Annotated in this window: 8 protein-coding genes; 2 read left to right on the top strand and 6 right to left on the bottom strand. The window is 72.3% G+C overall.

Going from position 1 to position 24,408, the window contains the following annotated elements; genetic code table 11:
- Nucleotides 1–789: 789 nt before the first annotated feature.
- A complete protein-coding gene (locus IEY78_RS17790; RefSeq protein WP_189099390.1) occupies nt 790–1,980 on the bottom strand; it encodes a 3-deoxy-7-phosphoheptulonate synthase in 1,191 nt (396 codons plus the stop codon).
- Nucleotides 1,981–3,398: 1,418 nt separating this feature from the next.
- On the opposite strand from IEY78_RS17790, the gene IEY78_RS17785 reads away from it, so the two are divergent.
- Both IEY78_RS17785 and IEY78_RS17780 read left to right on the top strand, forming a co-directional pair.
- A complete protein-coding gene (locus IEY78_RS17785) occupies nt 3,399–3,716 on the top strand; it encodes a BTAD domain-containing putative transcriptional regulator (RefSeq protein ID WP_268240287.1) in 318 nt (105 codons plus the stop codon).
- Between the two features lie 346 nt (nt 3,717–4,062).
- Nucleotides 4,063–6,882: a helix-turn-helix transcriptional regulator gene (locus IEY78_RS17780; protein ID WP_229700022.1), complete on the top strand. Its 2,820-nt coding sequence runs from the start codon at nt 4,063–4,065 to the stop codon at nt 6,880–6,882.
- A gap of 68 nt (nt 6,883–6,950) precedes the next feature.
- Here the strand turns inward: IEY78_RS17780 and IEY78_RS17775 are convergent, their stop codons facing one another.
- The 5 genes from IEY78_RS17775 to IEY78_RS17755 form a co-directional block, all read right to left on the bottom strand.
- Nucleotides 6,951–9,029, bottom strand: coding sequence for an oxidoreductase (locus IEY78_RS17775; RefSeq protein ID WP_189099386.1), 2,079 nt, complete (start codon nt 9,027–9,029; stop codon nt 6,951–6,953).
- Between the two features lie 19 nt (nt 9,030–9,048).
- A complete protein-coding gene (gene chcA, locus IEY78_RS17770) occupies nt 9,049–9,891 on the bottom strand; it encodes a 1-cyclohexenylcarbonyl-CoA reductase (protein WP_189099384.1) in 843 nt (280 codons plus the stop codon).
- A complete protein-coding gene (locus IEY78_RS17765; RefSeq protein ID WP_189099559.1) occupies nt 9,888–11,054 on the bottom strand; it encodes an acyl-CoA dehydrogenase family protein in 1,167 nt (388 codons plus the stop codon). The genes chcA and IEY78_RS17765 overlap by 4 nt, the downstream gene beginning before the upstream one ends.
- Before the next feature lie 23 nt (nt 11,055–11,077).
- Nucleotides 11,078–14,089, bottom strand: coding sequence for a 3-phosphoshikimate 1-carboxyvinyltransferase (gene aroA / locus IEY78_RS17760; RefSeq protein ID WP_189099382.1), 3,012 nt, complete (start codon nt 14,087–14,089; stop codon nt 11,078–11,080).
- Between the two features lie 129 nt (nt 14,090–14,218).
- On the bottom strand, nt 14,219–24,298 hold the full coding sequence (locus tag IEY78_RS17755; RefSeq protein ID WP_189099380.1) for a type I polyketide synthase: 10,080 nt from the start codon (nt 24,296–24,298) through the stop codon (nt 14,219–14,221).
- Between the last annotated feature and the right edge of the window lie 110 nt (nt 24,299–24,408).

Raw genomic sequence — 24,408 nt, 5'->3', positions numbered from 1 at the left:
TATACCGGACCCTCGCCTGTCCGCACCGCTGGAGCAGACCCTCTATCGCCGGCGCACGCACCGCTCCTTCAGCGCCCAGCCGGTGAGCCTGCACGATCTCGCAGTCCTGCTCGGTACCGTCTTCGGCCCCGCCGAGTTCCTCGACGGCCACGAGTACGGCGCCCTCATCCGGCGCACCAGCCCCTCCGGTGGAGCCCGGCAAGAACTCGACGCCTACCTCGCCACCGTACCGGCACCCCCGTGCCTACCGGTTCAGCCACCTGAACGCCGGACACCTTCACCCTGGCAGCCACCGCCCTGGGCCTGGGCCCCTTCCAGGCCGCCGCCTTCGACGACACCGCCGTCGAAGACCGCCTCGGACTCGACAGCACCACCCACACACCCTCTACGCCCTCGCCGCCGGACACCCCACCCCTGACGCTCTGCCCGACACCGCCGACCTGAATGCCTTCCGGCACACGACGCTGCGCCCCGGACAACCGGGACGGTCTGACGACTGACTCATCAGGTTCCTCACCGGCGCGTCGCGCCAGGGGACGGACGCCACCACCTCGTCGATGCAGTATGATCATGGTGCAACTTCGGTCCTCGGGCCGGAAGCGCGCGTCCGTGGTCCAAGGAAAGACGTCCACCATCCGGTGGGAGATGCAGGTGCAAGGCCTGCCGGGCGCTCTGTCGAAGGGCCCTTCCTCGTACGGGGGAGGGCCCTTTCCCATGCTCCGAAGCCCGGCCCGGCTCGGTGTCCCGGAGCTCGGCTCGGCGGGTGCAGGCCTTGCCCGCCGTACCCGCTCACGGGACCTGGCGCCACAGGGAGACAAGTGAGACGGCCTGTTCGGGGTTGAGGCGGGGGTCGCACAGGGTGGTGCGGCGGACGGTCGGGGAGTCGAGGGCGCGGAAGTCGGGGGCGCATTCGGTGACGTCGTCGGGGGTGGCCTCCAGATGGAGTCCGCCGGCGATTCCACCGGCGAAGGTGACGGCCCGGCAGAAGGCCTGGACCTCATCCGCCATGGTGGGCAGCAAGCGGGTCTTGTGACCGTCGGGGGCGGTGACGGTGTTGCCGTGCATGGGGTCGCACAGCCAGATCACCGGGTGGCCGCCACGGCGGACGGTCCGGACGAGCGGGGCGAGGGCTGAGCTGGCCGTATCGGCGCCCATGCGGGCGATGAGCGTGAGGCGGCCCGGACGGCGCTGTGGGTCGAGGCGGGCACACAGCGCGGCGATGTCGGCCGGGGTGGTCGCGGGACCGACCTTCACCGCGACGGGGTTGAGCACCTCGGCGATCAGGTCGATGTGGGCACTGTCGAGCTGGTTGGTGCGCTTGCCGACCCAGGGCCAGTGGGTGGAGCCGAGGAGGCGCTGTCCGTCGCCGAGGTCACGGACCAGGGGGAATTCGTAGTCCAGGACCAGCGCTTCGTGGCTGGTCCAGGTCCGGGTCGGGGTACCGGGACCGGGGTGGTGTGGGGCCCCGTCGGGGCCGCGCCAGCCGAGATGCTCCATGACGTCGTGGGCCGCCTGATAGGCCATCAGCATCCGCAGGGGGTCGTGGCGGCGGCCGGCGAGGTCGCGCGTGGGGGCGTTGACCATGTGACCGCGATAGACGGGCAGGTCGACACCGTCGACCGGTTCGACCTGCTGCGAGCGGGGCTTGGCGAACTGGCCGGCGATACGACCCACGCGGACCACTGGTTTGCCGGTCGCGGCCTGCAGGGTGTCGCCGAGCAGGTGCAGCAGGGCGGACTTGCGCGAGACGTGGTCCGCCGTGCATTCGTCGGGGTTCTCCGCGCAGTCACCGGCCTGGAGGACATGGGCCTCTCCTCGCGCCACCTCCGCCAACCGGTCACCGAGTTCGCGGACATCCTCCGCGCGCACCAGAGGGGGCCGGTCGGCGAGGATCGTCCGTACCCGCTCCGCCTGGAAGGGGTCGGCCCATTCGGGCTGCTGCCTGGCGGGATTGCGGGTCTGTGTGACGGAGCTACCCACCACAGCCTCCAGAGTATCGGGAAGGGAACGTAGGGAATGCAGAGAAACAGGCGAAGCGGCCTCGACGGTTAACCAGCCGGCGCTCGCCTCGAAGAAGCATCCCGAAGTGCCATGAATCAGCCCTGCTCCCGGAATGCCTGATGGGGGACACCGTCACAGGCTGACTTGACTATAATCAGCCCGCGAATGGCGCACATCGCGCCTAAGCGAAAACAGGGGGGTGGTGCGTGGAATAGGGGGGAATCGTAAATATTAGGGGTGCGCAAACCGGACCTTCGAAATGAGTGGGGGTGTGCCTGCCGTCAACTCCGCCGAGTGGTTTCATGGTGTAGGCGCAGGTCTCTTCGACCTGCCGGCCCGTCTGGATCTGCCGTCCGTAGGTCCCCATCCGGTCCAACTCGGCGCGGAGGGGGCGGGTTAGTCTTCGGTGAGGTCTTCCTTGTTGCGACGTAGGAATTGCGCGTGCACACCCTGGCCGCCGCCCTGGTGCGGGCCCGCTGGCCGCCCGGTCGCTCGCCGCTCAGGCCCGCGGGGCGACGGACTCGCGCTGGACCGCACGTGCCCGTGGCCCGGCGCACGGCGTTCGCGCGTGATCTGCGCGCGTCCTTCACGATGCTCCGGGCCCTTCGTCATGGTCGTCCGTTGCCGCCTGCCGCGCCCCTCCCCCCGGAGGAAGGCGACGGCATGTTCAAAAGGGCAAAGATCTTCTGGGAACCTGGACTCCGGACCGGGCGTCCATGCAATGTGAGAGAGCGAGATCCGCCGAACCCGTCCGTCCGGTCCATTCCGGATCAGAGGAAGTCAGCGTCATCCACAGGAGTTCGGATGCTGCCAGGCATCCGCACATCCTTTCTTTCCGAGTCCTCCGTGGCGAAGCAGATCTCCTCGAATTCCAGCCGAATCCGTAGCGATGAGCAGAGGGTGATGGAGAATGGACATGCTGGCATCGGGCTTAGCGTGGCTCCCGTCCCGTCACCGCCTCACCCGCGGTGAATTCTCGCCACCGCCTGCGTGGTGATGTTTCCACGGCCGATCGGCCGTCAGGAACGATAAAGGGCGGGGGCAGAGGGAAATGAGGTTGACGTGCACTTCCGCGTACCGGGCACTTTTCAGACAGGCGTGGACGGCGCGATATCGCCGCTCGGAGGCCTGATAGAACGCCGGCTGCTCGCCTGTCCTCCGCTGAACGCCGACCGGGGCGTGGGCACCCGCACGCGGCTCGGTGTCCGGCAGCCCGACGAGGCTCCGCACACCGCGCGCGAGGGGATCGGCAACGCCGTCCGGTGCCTGCGGCTCGACCCGTGGCGGGGCGCGGAAGCCGTCGACCGGCGGGCGGCGATCCGCACCGGCCAGGACAGTCCGGTCCGGAGAGTGGGCGGCCGGGCGCCCGGTAGGAGTGCTTCGGCGTCGGACCGTCGATCGGCCACCACCACCGTCAGGCTCCGCGCGTGCTGTATCAGGCCGTCGCCGAGGGCCCGCTGTGTGAGCGGCTGAGCGGCCGGATGGCGCCGACGCTCCACCGGTGCGGTCGGCGGACCGACGCGCTGTCGGTGTTCGGGCGCCTCGGGGGCGAACGCGCGGAGCGGTGCGGATCGGAGCCGTCGGGGGAGCTGCTTCGTCCGGAACGCGCCATCCTCGAACACGCCCTCGCCCCGGGGGTGCCGGTGGCCGGTTCCGCGAGGGAGCGTCGAAGGGCGCCCGAGCGGGCCGGGGTGCCGACCCGTGTAGCGCAGTAGGCGCCATGTCGGCCGGACGCCGCCGACGCCCATGGCGCTCCGTCCGTCGCCGTGCATCGGCGCGTGCGGGCAGAGACCGCAGGTGCGGGCACCGGGTGGTGTCCGACCGGGTGGAGGGCGTTGCACGGCAGAGTACGAACCACCGGTTAATGGCCCGGGGGAGGGGGCGACATTTCCTAACTCACCCTCAGTATCCAGCCATTGAGGCATTCCAGGGGCGGCAGGCCGGTTGATACGGTCCGTCGTCAATGTCGGATGTTCATTCCTCGATGCGCATACATCTTCACGCGCATCCAAGCCAATAGTGCGCTGCTGACCTGCAGTTGTGTCTTGCGAGAGGACCCCTGTGAGCGACATCCTTGAAGTAGTCCTGTCGAAACATTCGACCCCGGAGTTCAAGCACTGGCAGAAAAATGGGGGACTCCTCTTCCTTCGTGGACCGAAGTGTGCGGGCAAGACCACCGCGCTCAACCGGATCTGCGCATCGGAAGCAGACTCCGGAGTGCTCAGCCTGTGGGCGACGGGCTGGCTGAACGAGTACGGCTCCCCCTTCGGGGTCCTGCAGCAGATCCTGGACCAGTTGGACGCGGCCGAGGCGGATGGGGACCAGCCGAACGGCGTCGGCCCCTCGTCGTCCCTCGCGGACGGTCTGCGGAACCCGTCCGGACTGACCTACGAGTGGGTGTACGCCCGGCTGTTGAAGATCGCGGCAAGACGTCCTCTGCTCATAGTCGTCGACGACATCAACTACGTCGACGGCCCCTCGCAGCTGTTCCTGCGCTTCGTCGCGCGACGGCTGAAGGGGACGCGCATCCGGCTGGCCATGGCCGAGCGCACAGGCTGCGCCCTCTCGTTCTGCGACGACCTGCGCACGGACATCCTGCGACTGCCGTACACCAGCCTGGTCCGGATGCGGCTCCTGGGACGCAAGCAGATCGCCCGTGCCCTCACCGAGCACATCCCGCAACTCCGCGGGTCCTTCGCGGGCTCGGCAGCGAACCGCATGGCCGACGACATCCACGACCTGACCGGCGGCAACCTGCTCCTCGTCGACGTTCTGCTGCGGACCTGGCTCACGTCGGCCGATCCGAAGCCGAGGGAGCTGACCGTCGACACGGCCTTCCACGACTGCGTCCGGGGCATGATCAGCGACACGGACATGCCCGGCATGCTCAGCGGCGCCCACGCGGTGGCCGTCCTCGGCGACTTCGCCTCCCTGCCACGGCTGGCCCGACTGCTCGGGATCGACATCACCAGGGCCAGCCGGATCTTCGGCGCGCTCAACGACCTCGGCCTGCTGGCCGGCGACTGCCTGCGGCCCGACATGCGCCGGGCGCTGCTCCAGGACGAGAGCTTCACCGCGCGCGGAGAGCTGCATCTGCGGGCAGCCCATGTCCTCTTCGAGGACAGCGCGCCGCTGACACAGGTCGTGGAGCATCTCACCGCGGTGGGGAGGATCGGCGCGCCATGGGATCTGCCGCTCGTCCTGGGCCTCGTCAACCAGGCCCTGAAGAGCGGCAGTACGGAGGTGGCCGGCGGGCTGCTCAAGCTGGCCAAGATCTCCGCCGTCGGCCCCGAAGAGCGCTCCGCCGTGGAGATGATGCTGCTGCGCACCACCTGGCTGACCGACCCCGGGCTGGTGGCCTCTCTGCTGCCGACGCTGGGCCGCGCTGCCTTCCGCGGTGTCCTGAACGCGACGGACCTGGCGTTCCTGGTGCGCGCGGCGCTGTGGCACGGCCTGACGGAGCTGGCCGCGGAGCTGATGCCCCTGATGCGTGAGAAGGCTCCGCGGTCCCCCTATCCGGCCGAGGTCGGTCTCGCGGAAGCGCTCTACAGCCTGTGGAGCGGCACGCCGATGAACTGGGCGACGCTGGAACTGTCCTCGTCGAGTGAGGCCGACGAGCGCTATGGGCCGGGTGCCGATGTGCATGCGCTGCTCACCGGTCTGCGCAAGATCCATGGCCCGGCGAACGAGGGTGACCGGGCCCAGGCGATCTTCTGGGCCGAGCAGGTGCTCCAGGGCATCCGGGTCCAGTCCTCGGCGGTGGAGACCCTGCTGTTCGCCTCCACCGTGCTGGAGAGCATGGGCTCGCTGCCCGCCGCGCGGCCGTGGTTCACCCAGTTGTCGGAGGCGCTCGGAGCGCATCCGTCGCCGCTGTGGGAGGCCCTGGTGTCGGTCGTGCAGGCGAAGATCTCGTTGGAGCTCGGTGACCTCGGCTCCGCGTACCGGCTGATCCAGAAGGCGCTCGCGCGCAAGCCCTGGCACGAATGGGGTGCGCCGATCGCCGGTATCGCGGCGCTGCTGGTCCAGACCCTGACGGAGATGGGCAGGACGCGGGAGGCCGCAGAGGTGCTCGACCGGCCCATTCCCCCGGCGGCGTACCAGGGATGTGGCGGTCTGAAGTACGTACACGCCCGCGGCAGGTACCACCTGGCGACCGATCGGCTGCACGCGGCGCTGGCCGACTTCGAGTCGTGCAGGGACATGAGTGCCTCCCTGTGGATCGAGACGCCCGCGCGCGCCGACCAGACCCATCTGACAGTGCCCTGGCGCTGCGGGATGGCGGAGGCGCATCTGGCCCTCGGGGACGTGGCGGGCGCCCGGGACGCTCTCCGGCAACAGCTGCAACAGCTGCCCAAGGAGGAGACGTCCGTCCACGGGACCACGCTGCGCCTCCTCGCCAAGACCACCAAGGACGACGCCCGGCGGCTCTCCCTGCTGAAGAACTCCGCGGACACACTGGAACGCGACGGGAGCAGGCTGCAGCTCGCCTACACGCTGACCGAACTCGCCGCCGCCTACCGGGAGACCTCGCGGCTGAACCTCGCCCGGACCACGTCGAAGCGGGCCCGGCGGATGGCCGAGCAGTGCGAGGCGGGCCGGCTGCTCGCTCTCGTCACCGCGGACACCCAAGGTCCCGGACGGGACAAACAGCCGGGTTGCCACCATCCGGAGCTCGCCGAACTCAGCTCCGCCGAGCGGCGCGTGGCGGTGCTGGCGATCCTGGGACACACGAACCGGGAGATCTCCGGGAAGCTGTTCATCACCGCCAGCACGGTGGAGCAGCATCTGACGCGGATCTACCGGAAGCTCCGCGTGCAGCATCGTGAGGACCTGCTGGACAAGTTCTCCACGGTGTTCATGGCGCTCGAACAGAGCGGCTGAGACCGACCCGTCCGGGAGTGTGGGGAGAGGAGTCCGCTCCGTTTGCGTGTGCCCGCTCCCGCACGTCCTCATCCCACGGCGACGCGGGATATCCGGTGCGCCGCTCGCAGGCCCTCGGCTGTGGCCCGTACGGCGTTGAGCCCGTCCGTTCCCGCGGCGCCGCCCGCGGTGACGACGGGGACGCCTGCCGCGTGCAACAGCGGGGCCAGCTCGTCCACCGGGGCCTGGCCGACGGCGAGCACGACATGGTCGGCGTCGAGGGAGCGCTCACTGCCTTCCGCATCGGTGACGAGGACGCCGGTGGGTGTGATCTTCCGGTAGGTCACGCCGGTGAGCATCCGTACACCGGCGGCCCTCAGATTCCGCATGACGACCCAGCGGGTGCTGGGGCCGATGCCTGCTCCGATCCTGCGGCCACGCCGGATCAGCGTCACCTCGCACGGCGCGCCACGGACGGCGGGCTGCGTCCCGGGCCGCGGAGTGCCCCCGGCCACGGCGTGCCGGGCCAGGAACTCCTCCGGCGTCACCGCGGCAGCCGGATCGGTGGTCAGGGTGTGCGCCAGATCGACGGCGATGCCACCTCCGCCGATGACGACGATCCGTCCGCCGAGTGCTTCGGGATCGGCGAACGCCTGTGCGTAGTCGCGTACATGGGGCAGGTCCGCGCCGGAGAGGGTCAACCCGGCGGGGCGCACACCGGTGGCCAGCACCACACCGTCGAACGACCGCAGCTCCGGGATGTCCGCGCTCCCGAGGCGACGGCCCAGGTGCAACGGCACGCCGGCGTCTCGCAGTTCCCGTACGTGGTGGTGGATGGTCGCGGCGAATTCCGCCTTTCCCGGCACCCGGGAGGCCAGCCGGAACTGGCCGCCGGGGTGGGCCGCGGCCTCGTACACCTCGACCTGGTGGCCGAGGCCGGCCAGTGTGCGGGCGGCCTCCAGTCCGGCGATGCCCGCACCGATCACGGCGTAGCGGCCTAGCGGCCCACGGTGGTGGCGGGTCGGCTGCGGTGGAGGGAACTCCGTTTCGTATCCGGCTCTGGGGTTGACGAGGCAGGACACCCTTTCGGTGCCGAAGGAGCGGTCGATGCACGCCTCGTTGCAGGCGATGCAGACATTGACCCGGTCGGGGCGGCCGGCGGCCGACTTGGCGACGATCTGCGGGTCGGCCAGGAACGGCCGCGCCATGGCCACGAAGTCCAACTCGCCACCGGACAGGGCTTCGTCGGCCTGCGCGAGGTGCGGGAAGCGGTTGGCGGCGATCACCGCGACATCGGTGTGGCCGGCGGCCAGCAGGGCGCGTTTGAGCGCCTTGGCGCAGGCCGCCCAGGTGCCGGCGGGGACCTCGGACTGCACGGTGGGCACCGGTGACTCGTGCCAGCCCACGCCGACGGAGAGCGCGTCCGCCCCGGCCTCGGCGAGCGCCACCGCGAGCGCGGTGATCTCGTCCGGCGGAGTGCCCCCGGTCACCAGGTCGTTCCCGGAGATGCGGAAGAGCACCGGGAAGTCCCGGCCCACGGCCGCGCGGACCGCGCGCAGCACCTCCAGCGGAAATCGGCGCCGCCGTGCGGCGTCACCGCCCCACGCGTCGTCGCGCAGGTTGGTCAGCGGTGCCGTGAACTGGTTGATCAGATAGCCTTCGGAGCCCATCACCTCCACGGCGTCGAAGCCGAGGGCGCGTGCGGCGGACGCGCCCTCGGCGAAGTCGGCGATCGTGGTGGTGATCTCCTCGGGGGACATCTCCCGGGGGGTGCAGCGCGCGAAGGCGCTGTGTACGGGTGACGGGGCGACGGGGTGCCCTGCTCCCTCGCGGGCGCCGGGCAGGGCGTACCGCCCGGCGTGAAAGAGCTGCAGAGCGATCCGTCCGCCGCGCTCGTGCACCGCACGCACCGCCGCCGAGAGGGCCGCCCTGGTGCGGGAGTCGCCGATCACCCCGTACCCGGGGCCGCCCGCGCCCACGGCGTTGACCGCCACGCCTCCGGTGACGATGAGCGCCGCGCCCGCGGCCGCGCGCTCGGCGTAGAACGCGGCCAGGGCCGCGCCGTCATCGTCCGCGGTCTCCAGATTGAGGTGCATGGCGCCCATGACGATGCGATGCGGAAGCCGCATGGTGCCGATGCAGCCGGCCCGGAAGACATGGTCGTACACGTCGCACGCCCTTCGTCTCTCAGGATTCCCGTGTCGGTCGGGGCGGCAGTTGCAGTGCCTCGCCGGCGTCCGTGAAGAACGGCGGGGCGACCACGCTCAGGCCCCCGTCGACGACCAGGGTCTGGCCCGTGATGTAGCCGGCGCCCTCACTCAGCAGGAAGGCGACGGTGTCGGCCATTTCCTGCACGGTGCCGGGCCGCCCGGCGGGGATGCGGTCCAGGACGCCGCGCATGTCGGGCATGCCCTCGATGCCGTAGAAGTAGGCGAGCGAGTCGGAGTCGATCAGGCCGCCGTTCACCGCGTTGACGTTGATGCCGTACGGCGCGAACTCGACCGCCATGTACCGCACCCAGGCCTCGATCGCCGCCTTCATCCCGCCGAGCGCGGCGTACGTCGGGTAGGCGCGGACCGATCCGTACGACGACAGCGCGACGATCCGGCCGCCGTCGTCCATGAGCTTGACCGCCTGCTGGGCGCCGAGCACGAAGGGGCGCAGGTTCATGGCGTAGGAGCGGTCCAGGTGGTGCTGGCCGAGGTCGAGGATGTTCTTGAAGACGCTGGCGGCGGCGTTGGAGACGAAGTGGTCCAGGCGTCCGTAGCGCTCTGCGACCTCGTCGAACAGTGCCGTGACGCCTTCCGTCGTCTCGACGTCGGCCTGGACGGCGATGCCCCGGCCGCCGGCCTCCTCGATGTCGGCGACGGTCTTCTCGGCCAGTTCGGCGTTCTTCTTGTAGTTGACGACCACGGTGCCGCCCTGGCGGGCCAGGGTGAGCGCGAGGGCGCGTCCGATGCCGCGCGAGGCGCCCGTGATGAGGGAGATCGTGGATTCGCCGGCCGCGTCGTCGTGTCGGATGTCGTTCATCGTGTGCCTTCCTCGGTGACGGTCCGGGCCTGCCGCAGCAGTTCGCGGAAGACCACGGCTTTCTGCACCTCGTTGGGGCCTTCCTCGAAGCGCTGGGCGCGGGCATCGCGGTAGACGCGCTCGATCTTCTGGGACTTCCAGTAGCCGAGCCCGCCGTGGACCTGGAGCGCCTTGTCGGTGACGGTGGTCAGCATCGTCACCGCGTGCATCTTGGCCATCGAGGACTGCATGGACGCGTCGTCGGCGCCCTCCTCGAAGCGGCGGGCTGCGTGCAGCACGAGCTGTCGGGCCGCCTCGATGTCCGCCGCGTTCTCGGCGAGCATGAACTGAATGGCCTGACGCTCCGTCAGCGATTTACCGAAGGTCACCCGGGAGCGGGCGTAGTCGACGGCGAGCTGCTGGGCGCGCTGGGCGAGGCCGACGCAGCTCATCGCGACGGAGATCCGCGAGGGGGTGAGGAATCCGCCGAGGAACACCTCCAGCCCCTGGCCCTCCTCGCCGAGCCGGTGGTCCACGGGCACGGGGGTGCGGTCGAAGACGATCGAGGCGTGGTCGGTGCCGGTGACGCCCATCGTGCGGGAGGTGTCCTCGGCGCTCACTCCGGGCGCGTTGCGCGGCACCAGCAGGGCGACGGTGCCCTCGTGGCCCGTGGAGCCGGCGACGCGCGCCGCCAGGAGGTAGTAGTCACAGCGCACCCCGAACGTGATCAGGTGCTTGCGGCCCGACAGGTAGTAGGTGTCGCCCTCGCGGACCACCGAGGTCGTGATGTCCGCCCCGGTGCCGTTGCCCGGCTCGGTCAGCGCGAACGCGATCTTGATCTCGCCCAGGACGGACGGCACCACGAACCGCTTGCGCTGTTCGTCCGAGGCGTGGCCGTCCATCGACCGCCAGATGCCGTTGACGACGTGCACGATCATGCGCAGGGAGCCGTGGGAGCGGGAGAAGATCTCCATCAGCTCCATCCACCGGGTGAACCCGAGGCCCTGGCCGCCGTACTCCACCGGGGCGGCGAGCCGCAGGAACCCGAGCTCGTTCAGCTCGCTCCACAGCGCCTCGGGTACCTCGCCGGTCTCCTCGATGCGTTCGGCCCAGCGCTCGCCCGGGCCCTCCACCCACCGCTCGACCGCGTCACGGACTTCTTTGAACCGCTGCTCGTCCATCATCTTTCGCACTCCGTCTTCTCCTGTCACTGCATGTGGGGGCGCAGGTGACGCGCCCTGGCCCGCAGTTCGAACTTCTGGACCTTGCCGATCGGGTTGCGCGGGAGATCCGGGACGAGCTGGAGCCGCTCCGGCCAGTACTGCTTGGCGGCCTGGTGCCCGTCCAGGTAGCAGCACATCTCCTCGAAGCCGAGCAGCGCGCCGTCCTTGAGCACCACGAACGCGCAGGCACGCTCGCCGAGACGCTCGTCGGGCATGGCCACGATGGCCACGTCGTCGACGGCGGGGTGGCGGAACAGCAGCTGCTCCATCTCGCCGACGGGGATCTTCTCGCCGCCGCGGTTGATCACGTCCTTGACCCGGCCGGTGATACGGACGTAGCCCGACTCGTCGAGCACCGCGAGGTCGCCGGTGCGGAACCAGCCGTCCGGGGTGAAGGCCTCCGCGGTCAGGTCGGGCCGGTCGAGATAGCCCTCGAAGGTGGTCTGCGAGAGGATCTCGAAGTTGCCCTCGGCGCCCGGCGCCAGCACCTCGCCCCGGTCGTCGGTGACCCGCAGCCGTACGCCGTCCAGCACGCGCCCGTCGGTGCCCCAGCGCCGTTCCGGTGTGTCGGTCGGCGTGGACAGCGCGCCGAGGCAGGTCTCGGTGGTGCCGAACGCGCCGCACACCTTCGTGCCCAGCACCTCGCTCGCGTGCTCGGCCAGCGAGCGGGGCACGGTGGCGCCGGTGGCCACGAAGATCCGCAGATGCCGGGGCGCCTCGCCAATGTCCTCGACCGCCTTCACCAGGTCGGCCAGGAACGGCGTGGCGGCCTGGACGAACGTCGCCCGGTGCGCGTTCAACGAGACCAGGGCGCGCCGCGCGTCCCACTCGGACTGCACGATCTGGGGCACACCCAGCACGGTCGCCAGCGTCATCCCGTACAGGAAGCCCGTCTGGTGGGCGAGCGGCGAGGGCACCCAGACGGCGTCCTCGGGGCCGAGGCCGAGATGCCGGATCTCCATCGACACGGCCCGGACCAGGTTCGAGGAGGGCTGCATGACGCCCTTGGGTTCGCCGGTGGTGCCCGAGGTGAACAGCAGCTGCGCCGTCGCCCCGGCCGTCGGACGGATCGCGTCGAGCGCTGCCCGGTCGACCGTCGTCGTCCGCAGGGCGCTCTCCCAGTCGTGCAGACGGACGCCGACCGGGGGCGGCTGCGGCGGTCGGCTGCCGCCGCCCGACCGGGCCAGCACCACGACATGCTCCAGGTGCGCCGTGTCCGGGCCACCGGTGGCGGCGAGGGCGAGTGCCTCCTGCGCGGGGCGCCGGGACCGGTACTCGTCCATGACGACCAGGACGCGGGCCAGCGAGCGGCGCAGGACGAAGCCGAGTTCGCGTTGCCGGAAGAACGGGATGACCGGGCAGCAGACGGCGCCGATCCGCAGCGCCGCCAGCGACAGCACCACGAACTCCAGGCGGTTGGGCAGCTGGTACGCCACGTTCTCGCCCGGCCGCACACCGAGTTCGAGCAGCAGCGCGGCGGCCTTGTCCACCCGGCCGGCCAGGTCGCTCCAGGTGACGACAAAGTCGCCGTCCGGGCGTACGTCCACGAGGGCGGTGTCACCGGGGCGGGACGCGGCGTGCCGGGCCAGCCACTCCGGCAGGGTGACCTCGCAGGCGCGGTCCGGGTCCGCGACTGACTGGACGGGTTCCGGGACGGGTTCGCGGGCACGGCCCGTGGCGGACCGTGCGGGGCCCTTCTCCACGGAGGCCGGCACACCGACGGTGTTCATCATGTCGAGGAAGCCCGGATACGAGATGCGGTAGGCGCGCGGGTACGACAGCGTGGAGTGGCCCCGGGCACGTGAGGCGGCCACGGCCAGCGACATCAGCACCCGGTGGTCGTTGTACGAGGACAACTCCGCGCCGGCCAGGCCGTCCACCCCGGTCACCCGCAGGGTGTCGTCGGCCAACTCCAGCTCGGCGCCCATGGAGTTGAGCTGGAGCATCACACCGGCCCGGTCGGACTCCTTCAGCCGCGTGTGCGCGACGTTGCGGAACACCGACTCGCCGTGCGCGAAGGTGGCGAGGGTGGTCAGGACGGGGAGCATGTCCGGCACGTCGCGGCAGTCGACGTCGACGGCCTTCAGCAGGGGCGCGTCCTGCTGGATCCGGACACCGCCGGCGACCGGGTCCAGTTCCATGGGGACGCCCATCGAGCGTGCGATGTCGAGGAAGTGGAACTCGGGGTGGTCGGCCGGGCCCCCGGTCAGACTCGGCATACCGCGCAGGAGGACGTCGGAGGGGTGCAGTGCGGCGGTGGCGATGCCGAAGGCAGCGGAACCGATGTCGGGGGGCAGTGTCAGTTCGGTGGGCCGCACGCTCTGGTGCGGCGCCACCTCGAAGCGCCGCCAGTCGGGGGCCACGGTCACCTCCAGGCCGAACTGCCGCATCATCGCGACGGTCAGCTCCAGATAGGTGCGCTCGTTGAGCGTGCCCGACACGGTGATGGTGGTGGGGCCGGTGGCGAACGGCGCGAGCAGCAGCAGTCCGGATATCCACTGGGACAAGGTGCCCGGAATGGTCACCTCGCCGCCCGTGGGCCGATGGCCGCTGACCTGGACGGGCGGGCAGTCATTCGCCGACTCCAGGCGTACGCCCATCTGTTCCAGCGCGCGCAGCAGCGGGCCCACGGGACGGTTCCGGAAGTATTTCTGACCGGTGATCGTGACCGCGCGGTGTGACAGGGACGCGAGCCCGGTCATGAAATAGAGGGTGGTGCCGGAGCTGCCCGCCGAGACGGTGTCCCGGACCGGGCGGTAGTGCCCGCCGAGCCCCCGCACCACGAAGGTGTCGCCCTCGCGGACGATCCGTACGCCGAGGTCGCGCAGCAGCCGCACGGTGTACTCGACGTGCCGGGCGTCGGACAGGCCGTGGATCCGGCTCTCCCCGTCCGCGAGCGAGGCGAGGATCAGCGCACGGTGTGCATGGTATTTGGAGTTCGGTACGAGGATTTCGCTGGAAATCCGGTGCTGAATTCCCTTGACGAGAAGATGCATGGGATCTGTTCACTCCTAGACATTTCGCAAATCCTCTTGGTGAATGCTCTCCAGATTCGGATCGATGCACTATCCCCTAACGGCCCCTAATGCTGCGGGAGTTGGTCCGCGCGTAGGCGGGACGGGGGACTAGTCGAAATGCTCCTCGACGAATGCGAGCAGTTCTTCGGCGGTCGCCGATTCGATGTCGTCCGCGGCCGGATCCGACAGCCGGCTCTCGGTCGGGGCCGCCGTACGGTCGAGCCGGGCGAGCAGGGCATCGAGCCGGGAGCCGAACCGTGCGCGGACGCCCTGGCTGTGCGCGGCGTCCAGCAGGGTGGTCTCCAGCCAGTCGAGCTTCTCCAGGATCTCGTGGGTGAGGGCGTCCCGGTCGGGTTCGAACCGCGCGCAGAGGAAGTCGGTCACCTCCGCGGGACTCGGGTGGTCGAAGACGAGGGTGGTCGGCAGCGCGAGGCCGCTGACCACGCCGAGCCGGGTGCGCAGTTCGACGGCCATGAGGGAGTCGAACCCCATGTCGGTGAAGGCGCGGTCCACGGCGACGGCTCGGGACGTGGCATGCCCCAGCACCCCCGCGACCTCCGCGCGCACCAGATCCAGCACCGCGCCGCGCCGCGCCTCGGCGTCCAGGGCCGCGAGGCGCTCGGCCAGTTCCGTCCGGGCGGGCGCCTCCTCGGCAGCGGCGGCGGGCTCCGCCAGGTACCCGAGCAGCGGGCTGGGGCGGTTGCTGGCGAAGACGCGGGCGAAGCGGTCCCAGTCGACATCGACGACCGTGACCGTGGTGTCGTCGTGCTCCAGGGCCTGAGCGAGCGCGGCGGTGGCGCCTTCGGGGGAGAGGGCGCGGACACCGCGGCGCTCCATCTCCTCCTGGAAGTGGTCGTCCGCCATGCCGCCCCCGCTCCAGGGGCCCCAGGCGACGGCCGTGCCGGCGGCGCCGCGGGCCCGACGCCGCTCGACCAGTGCGTCCAGGTGGGCGTTGGCGGCGGCGTATGGGCCGTTGCCCGCGCTGCCCCAGGTGCCGGCGATGGAGGAGTAGACGACGAACGCCGCCAGGTCGTCCCCCAGCACCTCGTCGAGGATCTCCGCGGCGGTGACCTTCGCGTCGGTCACCGCCGAGAAGCCGTCCCCGGCGAGTTCCGTCAGCGGCTGTTCGGCGGCGACACCCGCCGCGTGCACCACGGCGCGGACGGGGGTGCCGGCCGCGGCGAGGCCCTCGGCCAGCCGGCTGACGGCGTCGCGGTCGGTCACGTCGCAGGCCGTCAGGTCGACCGCCGCGCCGAGCGCCTCCAGTTCGGCACGCAGTGCCTCGGCGCCGGGAGCGGCCGGGCCGCGGCGGCTGACGAGAACCAGTCGGGACGCCCCCTGCGAGGCGAGCATGCGGGCGGTGTGCGCACCGAGCGCTCCGGTACCGCCGGTGATCAGAACCGCGCCGTCCGTCCACCGGTACGCACCGGATGCGAGGGCGTCGGCCCCCGGGTCGTCGCGCGTGTCGGCAGGGGTGAGGCGACGCGCGTGAACGCCGTCCCCGCGCAGTGCCACCTGGTCCTCCCCGGCGGTCCCGGAGAGGACGGCGGCCAGGCCGGTCGGCTCCCCTTCGGCGGGGAGATCGACCAGACCGCCCCACAGCGCCGGGTGTTCGAGGGCGGCGACCCGACCGAGGCCCCATACCTGGGCCTGCCAGGGGTCCGGTGCGGCGTCCGCCGGCCCGGTGCGTACGGCGCCCCGCGTCAGCGTCCACAGCCGGGTCGGCAGGTCCGCGTCGTGCAGGGCCTGCAGCAGCACCAGGGTGGCCAGCGCCCCGGTGGCGACGCCGCGGTGCCCGGCGTCCTCGCCGCCGGACTCCGCCAGCAGGGACACCGTCCCCGCCACCGTGCCGTCGGCTGCGGCACGTTCCTTGAGTTCCTTCGCCAGCGCCGTGCGGTCCGTCCCGTGCAGGTCGACGGTGAGGATGCGGGGGGTTGCACCCGCGGCCGCGAGCGCCCGCCGCACGGCGTCGGCCGTCGGGGTGTCGGCGGCATCCCCGGGGACGACGATCCACCAGGTGCCGTCGAGCGCGACGGCCGGGGCGTCCGTGGGCACCCGGTCCCAGGCGACGCGGTAGCGCCAGCCGGCGGCCCGGGCGAGCGTGGTGCTGGTGCGGTGCCAGTCGTGCAGCGCCGGCAGCGCGGCCCGCAGGGGCGTCTCCGCGTCGAGACCGAGGGTGCGGGTCAGACCGTCGAGGTCCTGGTCCTCGACCACCTGCCAGAAGCGTGCCGCCGCCGGGTCGCCCACGGAGCCGGTGCCCCGTTCGGCCGCGGTCTCCTCGTCCAGCCAGTAGCGCTCGTGCTGGAAGGCGTAAGTGGGGAGCCGGACCAGCCGGCCCGCCCCGAGTGCCGCCGTCCAGTCGACGGATACGCCGTGGGCGTGCGCGGCGCCGAGCGCCGTGACCACGCTGCGTGCCTCGGGGTGATCGCGTCGCGTGGAGGGGAGGACCGGCCTGTCCGTCCCTGCTAGGGGCGCCAGGGCGGCGTCCGGGCCGAGTTCGACGAGCACGTCGGCGTCGTCCAGGGCGCCGAGGGCGTCGGCGAAGCGGACGGTGTGGCGGGCGTGGTCGAGCCAGTAGGCGGCGGTTGCGAAGGGGTGTGAGCTGTCGGCGGAGGGGCTGAGGGGGAGGGTGGGTTCGTGGAAGGTCAGTTCGTCGAGGACGGTGGTGAAGTGGTCGAGCATGGGGTCCATGAGGGGTGAGTGGAAGGCGTGGCTGACCCGCAGCCGGGTGGTGCGGCGGCCCTGTTCACGCCACTGATCGGCGATCCGCAGTACGGCGGCCTCCGCCCCGGAGACGACGACGGCTTCGGGACCGTTCACGGCGGCGATCGCGACATCCGGCACGTCCGCGAGGCTCGCGGCCACCTCGTCTTCGCTCGCGGCGATGGCGACCATGGCTCCGCCCTCCGGCAGCGCCTGCATCAACCGGCCCCGCGCCACGGCCATCCGTGCGGCGTCCGGCAACGACAGGACCCCCGCCACGCAGGCCGCTGCGATCTCCCCCACGGAGTGCCCCGCGAGAGCGGAGAACTCCACGCCCCAGAATTGCCACAGGCGCGCCATCGCCACCTCGAAGGCGAACAGCGCAGGCTGAGCGAACTCCGTCCGCTCCAACATCTCCGCGGGGCCCGACCACATCACCTCCCGCAACGACCGCCCCAACAACGGGTCGACCACCGCGCACACCTCGTCCAACACCCCGGCGAACACCGGGAAGCGCTCAGCCAACTCACGCCCCATCCCCGGCCGCTGCGCACCCTGACCAGAGAACAGGCCCGCCACCCGCCCGGGGCCGGCCGTGCCGAGGGACACCGCCCGGCTCGGCGTCGCCGCGGCCGGGTCCGCGAGTGCGGCGAGGGCGTCCAGCAGCTCCTGCCGGTCCTCGGCCACCAGGACCGCCCGATGGTCGTGAAGCGACCGGGTGGTGACCAACGACCGGGCCACATCGGCCGGTTCGAGCCCCGGGTGGCCGAGCAGGTGGGAGTGCAGGGCGCGGGCCTGCGCCGGGAGTCCTGCCGCGCTGCGGGCGGTGAGCACATACGGCAGCGGGGTCCGGGCCGCGGTGGAGTCCGCCGTGTCCACGGGAGTGCTGCTCTCCGTGGACGTGCCGTGGACGGGTGCTTCGGCAGCGGGCTCGGCGTCGAGGGGATCGCCCTCCGCCAGCACGATGTGCGCGTTGGTGCCGCTGATGCCGAACGACGACACGCCGGCCCGGCGCGGCCGGTCGCCGCGGGGCCAGGGGCGCTCCTCGGTGAGGAGCCGCACGGCCTTCGACGACCAGTCCACCTCGGGTGACGGCGAGTCGGCGTGCAAGGTGCGGGGCAGCAGTTCGTGCCGCAGTGCCTGCACCATCTTGATCACTCCGCCGACCCCGGCCGCCGCCTGTGCGTGGCCGATGTTCGACTTCAGGGACCCGAGGTACAGCGGCCGCTCCGGCGCGCGCTCCCGGCCGTAGGTCGCGAGCAGGGCCTGGGCCTCGATCGGGTCGCCCAGCCGGGTGCCGGTGCCGTGCGCCTCGACGGCGTCGACCTCGGCGGCCGCGATGCCCGCCTGCGCGAGCGCGGCCTCCACGACGCGCTGCTGGGCGGGACCGCTCGGGGCGGTCAGGCCGTTGGACGCACCGTCCTGGTTCACGGCGGAGCCATGGACCACGGCGAGCACCTCGTGTCCCAACCGACGCGCTTCGGACAGCCGTTCCACGACGAGCAGGCCGGCGCCCTCCGCCCAGCCGGTGCCGTCCGCGTCCGCGGAGAACGACTTGCACCGGCCGTCCGCGGCCAGGCCGCCCTGGCGGCTGAACTCGACGAAGATGTGCGGTGAGGCCATCACGGTGGCGCCGCCCGCCAGCGCGAGATCACACTCGCCCCGCCGCAGCGCCTGGCAGGCGAGGTGCAGGGCGACCAGCGAGGACGAGCAGGCGGTGTCGAGCGTGACCGCCGGGCCCTGGAGCCCGAGAAGGTAGGAGATGCGCCCCGACATCACGCTGTTGCTGTTGGCGATGCCGATGATCCCCTCAAGGCTCGCCGGCGTGCTGCTCAGACGCGACAGGTAGTCGTTGTACATGGTGCCGACGAACACCCCGGTACGGCTGCCGCGCAGGGTGCCGGGGGCGATCCCCGCGTGTTCCACGGCCGCCCAGGACGCCTCCAGCAGCAGTCGCTGCTGCGGGTCCATGGCCAGCGCCTCTCGGGGCGAGATACCGAAGAAGTCCGCGTCGAACCCGGCGGGGTCGTCGAGGAATCCACCCTCGCCGGCGTAGGAGGTACCGGCCCGGGAGCGGTCCGGGTGGGAGAGGCCCGCCAGGTCCCATCCGCGGTCGGTGGGGAATCCGGTGACGGCGTCCCGGCCCTGCGCGACGAGCTGCCACAGGTCCTCGGGGGACGCGACGCCGCCCGGGTAGCGGCAGGCCATCCCGACGATGGCGACGGGCTCGTCGGCGACGGCCGTCCCGCGCGTGGCGGGCTGTCGGGGGAGTGGCGACGGCTCGGTGGCCAGCGCGCTCTCCAGGTGCCGGGCGAGCGCGCCGGCGGTGGGATGGTCGAAGACCAGGGTCGCCGGCAGGCGGACACCGGTCGCGGCCGAGAGCCGGTTGCGCAGGCGCACGGACATGAGGGAGTCGAAGCCGAACTCGCCCAGCGGGCGCTCCGCGTCGACCGCGCTCATGTGCTGGTGCCCGACGGCCGAGGCGATCTCGGCCCGTACGAGGTCGGACAGCGCCTTGCCGCGGTCCGCGGCCGGGAGGGCGGCCAGCTTCTCGGCCGTCGATCCGGGCGCGGCCGTCGCGGCGGACGCCGTCGTGCGGCGCGGTGCGGGACGCAGCGCCGTGAAGAGCGGGGCGGGCCGGGCGGCGGTGAACAGCGGCAGGAAACGCGGCCACGCCACGTCGGCCAGGACCCGGTTCGCGCCGAGGGACACCGCCGTCGACAGCGCCGCCACGGCGTCGTCGACCGGGAGCGGGGTGAGGCCCTGGCGTCGCAGCCGTCGCTCCAGGTCGGCGTCGACCATGCCGCCGCCCGACCAGGGACCCCAGGCGAGCGCCGTGCCGGCCAGACCGCGGGCCCGGCGCCGGGCGGCCAGCGCGTCCAGCACGGCGTTGCCCGCCCCGTACGCGCTCTGCCCCGCACCTCCCCAGACGCCGGAGACGGAGGAGAAGACGACGAAGGCATCCAAGTCGGCTTCGCCGAGTACCTCGTCGAGGACCCGGGCACCGCCCGCCTTGCCCTCCAGGACGGTGTGGAACCGGTCGGGGGTGGTCTCCAGCAGCGGTGTCTGGTCGGCGACGCCCGCCGCGTGGAACACCGCGCGGACGGGGGCGCCCGCGTCCGCCGCCTCGCGCACCAGCTCGGCCATGGCGGACCGGTCGGCGACATCGGCGGCGACGATCCGTGCCGGGGTGCCGGTGGCGGCCAGCTCGGCCAGCAGGTCCTGCGCGCCGGGCGCCTCGGGACCCCGGCGGGAGACCAGCAGCAGGGAGCAGCCGCCGAGGCCCGCGACCCAACGCGCGACATGACCGCCCAGCGCCCCGGTGCCCCCGGTGATCAGCACGGTGCCGGACGGGGTCCAGTCGGCGGGTGGTTGCGCCGGCCGGTCCGGCTTGACCAGGCGGCGAACAAAGGCCCCGTCGGCCCGGAGGCGGATCTGGTCCTCGCCGGTGTCCGCGCACAGCAGGCCGGCCAGGCGGTCGAGGTCGGGCCGTACGCCGGCCGGGGGCAGATCGACCAGGCCGCCCCAGCGGTCCGGGAGTTCCAGGGCCGCCGCCCGGCCCGCGCCCCACACGGCGGCCGCGTCGAGCGCGTCGTCGGACTCCTGGGTCAGGCACCACACCGGGGTGTCGACGCCGGCGTCGGTGAGCGCCTGGAGCGCGGTGACGAGGGTGTCCGGGTGGGCGGCGAAGAGCAGTACACCGTCCGGGGCGGTGGCGGCGGTGTGGGTGGCGTCGGCCAGCCGTGCCGCGAGGGCGGGGCGGTCCGGGGTGGGGTCGAGGTCGACGGCGAGGGTGTGTTCGGCCAGGTCCCGGGTCCAGGAGACGTCCGTCGCCGGTGGCGCGAGGACGATCCAGGTGCCGGGGAGCCGGTCGGCACGCGGCGGGTCGGGCAGCAGCTGCCAGGTGACCTCGTAGCCGAGGCGGTTCAGGTGCCCGTCCGCCCGGGTGGTGAGCCGGGCGGTGTCGGCCGCCCGCAGCACCAGTTCCCCGATGGTCAGGACCGGCTCCCCGGTGCCCGTGGCCGCGTCCAGGCGCAGGGTCCCGGCGCCGGTTTGCAGGCGTACGCGCAGTTCGCAGGCGCCGGGGGAGTGCACGGTGGCCCGGCCGAAGGAGAAGGGCAGCCGCACCTGCTGACCGGAATCGGCGGCCGCGAGCGGGTGCAGGGCGGCGTCCAGCAGCGCGGGATGGCAGCCGTAGCGGCCGTCGTGGGCCCGCTCGGGGAGGGCGACCTCGGCGAACAGCTCGTCGCCGGACCGCCACAGCGCCCGCAGGCCGCGGAAGACCGGACCGTAGCCGTAGCCACGGGCGGCGAGGGAGTCGTAGAGCTCCTCGACCGGCATCTCCTCGGCGCCCCGCGGCGGCCACTGCCCCGTGGCCCACTCAGCGTCGGCGGGAGGATTCCCCTGGGGGGAGGTCTCGGGGGGCTCCTCCGCGAGCCGACCCGTGGCGTACTCCACCCAGTCGCCATCGCCGCTCCGGCCCCGGACGATCAGCGCGCGCTCCGGCTCGCCCGGCGGTTCGACCCAGACCTGGATGTCGGTGCCCGCGGCGGGCAGCACGAGCGGGGCCTGGACGACGAGGTCGGCGACCTGGCGGCAACCCACCTGCTGGGCGGCCCGCAGGGCGAGTTCCAGGAAGCCGGTACCGGGGAAGAGCACGGCACCGGAGACCGCGTGGTCGGCGAGCCATGGGTCCCGGTCGGGCGCGATCCTGCCGCTGAGCACCACGCCGCCCCGGCCCGGCAGTTCCACGATGCCGGACAGCAGGGGGTGGTCCAGCGCGTCGGCACCGTCACCCGTCAGGGCGGGGGGCGCGAGCCAGTAGCGCCGGTGCTGGAAGGGGTAGGGGGGCAGGTCGGCACGGGGAGCGGCCGGGAAGAGGACCGTCCAGTCGACCTCGACGCCGTGCGCGTGGGCCTCGCCGAGCGCGGTCAGCAGCGTCAGGGTCTCGCTCTGCTCACGGCGGCAACTCGGCAGCACCGTGTGACCGGTGTCGATCAGCGGTGCCAGGACCGTGTCGGGGCCGATCTCGACGACGATGTCCGTCTCCGCGAGGCCCGTGACCGCGTCGTGGAACCGCACCGCGCGACGGGCGTGGTCGACCCAGTAGGCCGCGGTGGCGAACGGATGCGTGGAATCGGCCGACGCGCTCACCGGCAGCGCCGGCTCCCTGCGCTCCAGCTCGTCCGCCACCGCACGCAGCTCGTCCAGCACCGGTTCCATCAACGGCGAGTGGAACGCGTGGCTGACCCGCAGCCGGCTCGTGCGCCGACCACGCTCGCGCCAGGCCTCGGCGACCCGCTCGACCTCCGCACGGGCACCGGAGACGACCACCGCCTCCGGGCCGTTGACCGCGGCGATGCCCACGAGCGCCGGATCGCCCAGCGTCGCGGCGACCTCCTCCTCGCCCGCGGCGACGGCCAGCATCGCTCCGCCCTCCGGCAACCGCTGCATCAGCCGCCCGCGCGCCACGGCCAACCGGGCCGCGTCCTCCAGGGACAACGCCCCGGCCACGACCGCGGCGGCGATCTCCCCGACGGAGTGCCCCGCGAGCACGGAGAACTCCACGCCCCAGGACTGCCACAGGCGCGCCAGCGCCACCTCGAAGGCGAACAGCGCGGGCTGCGCGAACTCGGTCCGCTCCAGCTGCTCCGCGGGCCCCGACCACATCACCTCCCGCAGCGACCGCCCCAACAGGGGGTCGACCACCGCGCACACCTCGTCCAGCACCCCGGCGAACACCGGGAAGTCCTGCGCCAGTTGACGGCCCATCCCGGCGTGCTGCGCGCCTTGGCCGGAGAACACCGCCGCCACCCGGCCGCCGCCGGCGGCCACGGGAGTGACCTCGGCGAGCCCGGCCAGCACGGTGTCGCGGTCACCCGTGACCGCCGCACGGTGCTCGAACGCCGTCCGATGCACCGCCGACTCCCGCGCCGCCCGCACGAGGGGCAGCTCCGGCCGGGCCGTCAGGTGCTCCCGCAGCGCCGCCGCCTGCGCCCGCACCGCCTCCGGCGTCCGGCCCGACAGTACCAGCGGTACCGAGGTCGGAGCCCACGGGGCCGCGGGCTCCGCCGCACTCTCCTCGGCGGGCTCGAGGACGAACTCCTCCACGATCACATGCGCGTTGGTGCCGCTCATCCCGAAGGACGACACCCCGGCCCGCCGCGGGCGGTCCCCGACCCGCTCCCAGGCCCGCTCCCGCGCCAGCAGCGCGACCGTCCCCGCGGACCAGTCGACCTCCGTCGACGGACGCTCCGCATACAGGCTCCGCGGCAGGACGCCGTGCCGCAGCGCCTGCACCATCTTGATCACGCCGCCGACGCCCGCGGCCGCCTGGGTGTGCCCGATGTTGGACTTCAACGAACCCAGCCACAGCGGCCGTTCCGCCGGACGACCCCGGCCGTACGTCGCCATCAGGGCCTGCGCCTCGATGGGATCGCCCAGCCGCGTGCCCGTCCCGTGCGCCTCCACCGCGTCGATCTCGTCCGCGCTCAGACGGGCATGGCGCAGCGCCGACTCGATGACGCGCTGCTGGGCGGGACCGCTCGGCGCCGTCATCCCGTTCGAGGCACCGTCCTGGTTGACCGCGCTGCCCCGCACCACCGCCAGCACCTCGTGCCCCAGCCGCCGGGCGTCCGACAACCGCTCCACGGCCAGCACGCCCACCCCCTCGGACCAGCCGGTTCCATCCCCGTCGTCGGCGAAGGAGTGGCACCGGCCGTCGGTGGACAGCACCCGCTGGCGGCTGTACTCGACGAAGAAGGTGGGCCCGGCCATGATCGCGACGCCGCCGGCCAGCGCCAGATCGCACTCGCCCGCACGGAGCGACTGGCAGGCCAGGTGCAGGGAGACGAGCGAGGAGGAGCACGCCGTGTCGACGGTGACGGCGGGGCCCTCCAGGCCGAAGTGGTAGGCGACCCTGCCGACGGCCATGCTGCCCGCGCTGCCCATGTGGACGTAGCCCTCGAACCCGTCGGGGGCGGTGGTGAAACGGCTGCCGTAGTCGTGGTGCATGACACCCGTGAACACGCCGGTGCGGCTGCCGCGCAGGGTGGCGGGGCGGATGCCCGCGCTCTCCAGCGCCTCCCAGGACGTCTCCAGCAGCAGCCGCTGCTGCGGGTCCATGGCCAGCGCTTCTCGTGGGCTGAGTCCGAAGAAGTCGGCGTCGAAGAGGTCGATGTCGGTGAGGAAACCGCCTTCGCGGGTGTACGACTTCCCGACGGCGTCCGGGTCGGGGTCGTAGAGTCCGGCCACGTCCCAGCCGCGGTCCTGCGGGAAGCCGCTGATGGCGTCGCGCCCCTCCGTGACGAGCCGCCACAGGTCATCGGCGCCGTGCACCCCGTCCGGGTAGCGGCAGCCGATGCCCACGATCGCGATCGGCTCGTGGTGCTTCGTCTCGGCGTCCCGCAGCCGCAGTCGGGTCTTCTGCAGATCGGTGGTGACCTTGCGCAGGTATGCGACGAGCTGGCTGTCGTCTGTTGTCATGTCTGGCACCTATCGGCTTCGCGGCTGTCCGCCCGCACAGGGCGCGACGGGAACAGGGGATGGCGGAGGAGCGGTGGCGGCCCGGCCCCGGGCTGCCGGGGCCGGGCGGG

Source organism: Streptomyces kronopolitis, from assembly GCF_014646275.1.
Taxonomy (GTDB): Bacteria; Actinomycetota; Actinomycetes; order Streptomycetales; family Streptomycetaceae; genus Streptomyces; species Streptomyces kronopolitis.
This window is presented reverse-complemented; position numbering and strand designations above follow the sequence as displayed.

Bases quoted from the DNA above. Each gene is read 5' to 3' on its own strand.
- chcA (WP_189099384.1), bottom strand. From the start codon at position 9,891: ATGAACGACATCCGACACGACGACGCGGCCGGCGAATCCACGATCTCC.
- aroA (WP_189099382.1), bottom strand. From the start codon at position 14,089: ATGCATCTTCTCGTCAAGGGAATTCAGCACCGGATTTCCAGCGAAATC.
- IEY78_RS17765 (WP_189099559.1), bottom strand. From the start codon at position 11,054: ATGATGGACGAGCAGCGGTTCAAAGAAGTCCGTGACGCGGTCGAGCGG.
- IEY78_RS17755 (WP_189099380.1), bottom strand. From the start codon at position 24,298: ATGACAACAGACGACAGCCAGCTCGTCGCATACCTGCGCAAGGTCACC.